Raw genomic sequence first — 1,774 nt, 5'->3', positions numbered from 1 at the left:
CTTGACTTCATCAACCGGGCCGAGGTCGTGCATCTTCTGGGGCCTCCGGGCACCGGGAAGAGCCACATCGCTACCGCCCTCGCAGTCGAGACCGTCAAGGCGGGCAAGAGCGTCTACTTCATCCCGCTCGCCGATCTGATCGCTTCGCTGGCCAAGGCCGAACGTGAGGGCACCTTGCGCGAAAGGATCCGCTTCCTGTGCCGCTCTTCCCTCCTCGTCGTCGATGAGATCGGGTATCTCCCCGTTACGCCTGGCGGCGGCAACCTGTTCTTCCAGCTCGTCAACGCCCGATACGAAAAGGGCGCCATGATCCTTACATCCAACCGCGGCTTCGCCGAATGGAGCGATGTCTTTGGCGATCCGGTGGTCGCCACCGCGCTGCTCGACCGCCTTCTTCACCACGCTGTGGTCATCCAGATCGAGGGCTCCAGCTATCGCATGCGACAGCACGCCGACCTGCTGCCTGAACATGCGCGCGCTACACCGCCCATCAACCCGTCGCCCTTGCCCAAACGGCGCGGCCGCCCGCCAACGAAGGAAAAGCCCGATCCCATCACGGCTGATCACCGGCATAAACCCTCCCGCCAAACTAGGGAATTTTAGATGCCCACTTTTGAGGAATCTTCGGTGCCCGTTGACATCTCGTCCACCCTCGTCCGCGAGCTGCGACAGGCCAACGAGATCCTGTGCAAGGCGTCGGCGTATTTTGCCCAGGCGGAGCTCGACCGCCCGTTCAAGCGATGATCGCGTTCATCGACGATTACCGCGATGCCTATGGGGGCGAGCTGATCTGCCGCGTCCTGCCGATCGCCCCATCCACCTATCACGAGCGCATCGCGCAGCGGCAGGACCCGACACGCCTGTCGGCGCGGGCGCAGCGGGACGTCACCCTGAAGCCCGAGGTCGCGCGCGTATTCGCCGAGAACTTCGCGGTCTACGGCGTGCGTAAGGTCTGGCGGCAGATGATGCGGGAAGGCTTTCCGGTCGCTCGCTGCACAGTCGCGCGGTTGATGCGCAAGATGGGCTTGGCAGGGGTGATCCGGGGCAAGCCGGTGCGCACAACTCTCAGTGACAAGCCTGTCCTGAGCCTGTCCTGAGCCTGTCCTGAGCCTGTCGAAGGGGCGGCGCCATGCCCTCTCGATCACGTCAACCGCAGGTTCTACGCACCAGCGCCGAACATGCTGTGGGTGTCGGACTTCACCTATGTAGCGACCTGGGCGGGGTTCGTCTACGTTGCCTTCGTCATCGATACCTATGCTCGGCGGATTGTCGGTTGGCGGGCCAGCAGAACGGCCCATGCCAGCTTCGTGCTCGATGCTCTGGAACAGGCGCATCACGATCGTAATGCTATGCCCAACCGCCGTATCCCGCGCCGCGCCTGCCCGCTCCATCAGTCCGACATTCAAGCCGTCCAGCCACCCCGCCCGCTGCATCAGCGCGATAGCCAATACGCAAAAAAGCGCGAGAGCCAAAGCCCCCGCGCCCTTTGTCAGCGATAGTCGCCGATCAGATATGGAGCGCACGCCCATAGGCGGCGAGCACGCTTTCATGCATCGATTCCGAAATGGTCGGATGCGGGAAGACGGTGTGCATCAGTTCCGCCTCGGTCGTCTCCAGCGTCTTGCCGATGGTGTAGCCCTGGATCATTTCCGTGACTTCCGCGCCGATCATGTGCGCGCCCAGCAGTTCGCCGGTCTTGGCGTCGAACACCGTCTTGGTGAAGCCTTCCGCCTCGCCCAGCGCGATCGCCTTGCCATTGCCGATGAAGGGGAAC

The 1,774-nt window shown here is 63.3% G+C and carries 1 protein-coding gene, 2 pseudogenes and 1 other annotated feature; of the genes and pseudogenes, 2 read left to right on the top strand and 1 reads right to left on the bottom strand.

Features of this window, described 5'->3' with window-relative positions; all coding sequences use genetic code 11:
- Together istB and DM806_RS03050 are read left to right on the top strand one after the other, a co-directional pair.
- The coding region (istB, locus tag DM806_RS03055) for an IS21-like element helper ATPase IstB (protein WP_179041789.1) at positions 1 to 603 on the top strand (603 nt) is incomplete at its 5' end.
- 54 nt (positions 604 to 657) lie between these two features.
- Positions 658 to 1,343, top strand: a pseudogene (locus DM806_RS03050) (IS3 family transposase); the annotation flags it as partial.
- Positions 699 to 815 (top strand) — a sequence feature (AL1L pseudoknot). Its footprint overlaps the pseudogene before it by 117 nt.
- Positions 1,344 to 1,506: 163 nt before the next feature.
- On the opposite strand, the pseudogene DM806_RS03045 reads toward DM806_RS03050, so the two are convergent.
- Positions 1,507 to 1,774: pseudogene (locus DM806_RS03045) on the bottom strand (dihydrolipoyl dehydrogenase); the annotation flags it as partial.

The organism is Sphingobium lactosutens (assembly GCF_013393185.1).
GTDB classification, from domain to species: Bacteria; Pseudomonadota; Alphaproteobacteria; order Sphingomonadales; family Sphingomonadaceae; genus Sphingobium; species Sphingobium lactosutens_A.
The sequence above is the reverse complement of the archived record's forward strand: the minus strand, read 5'-3'. Positions and strand labels throughout refer to the sequence as shown.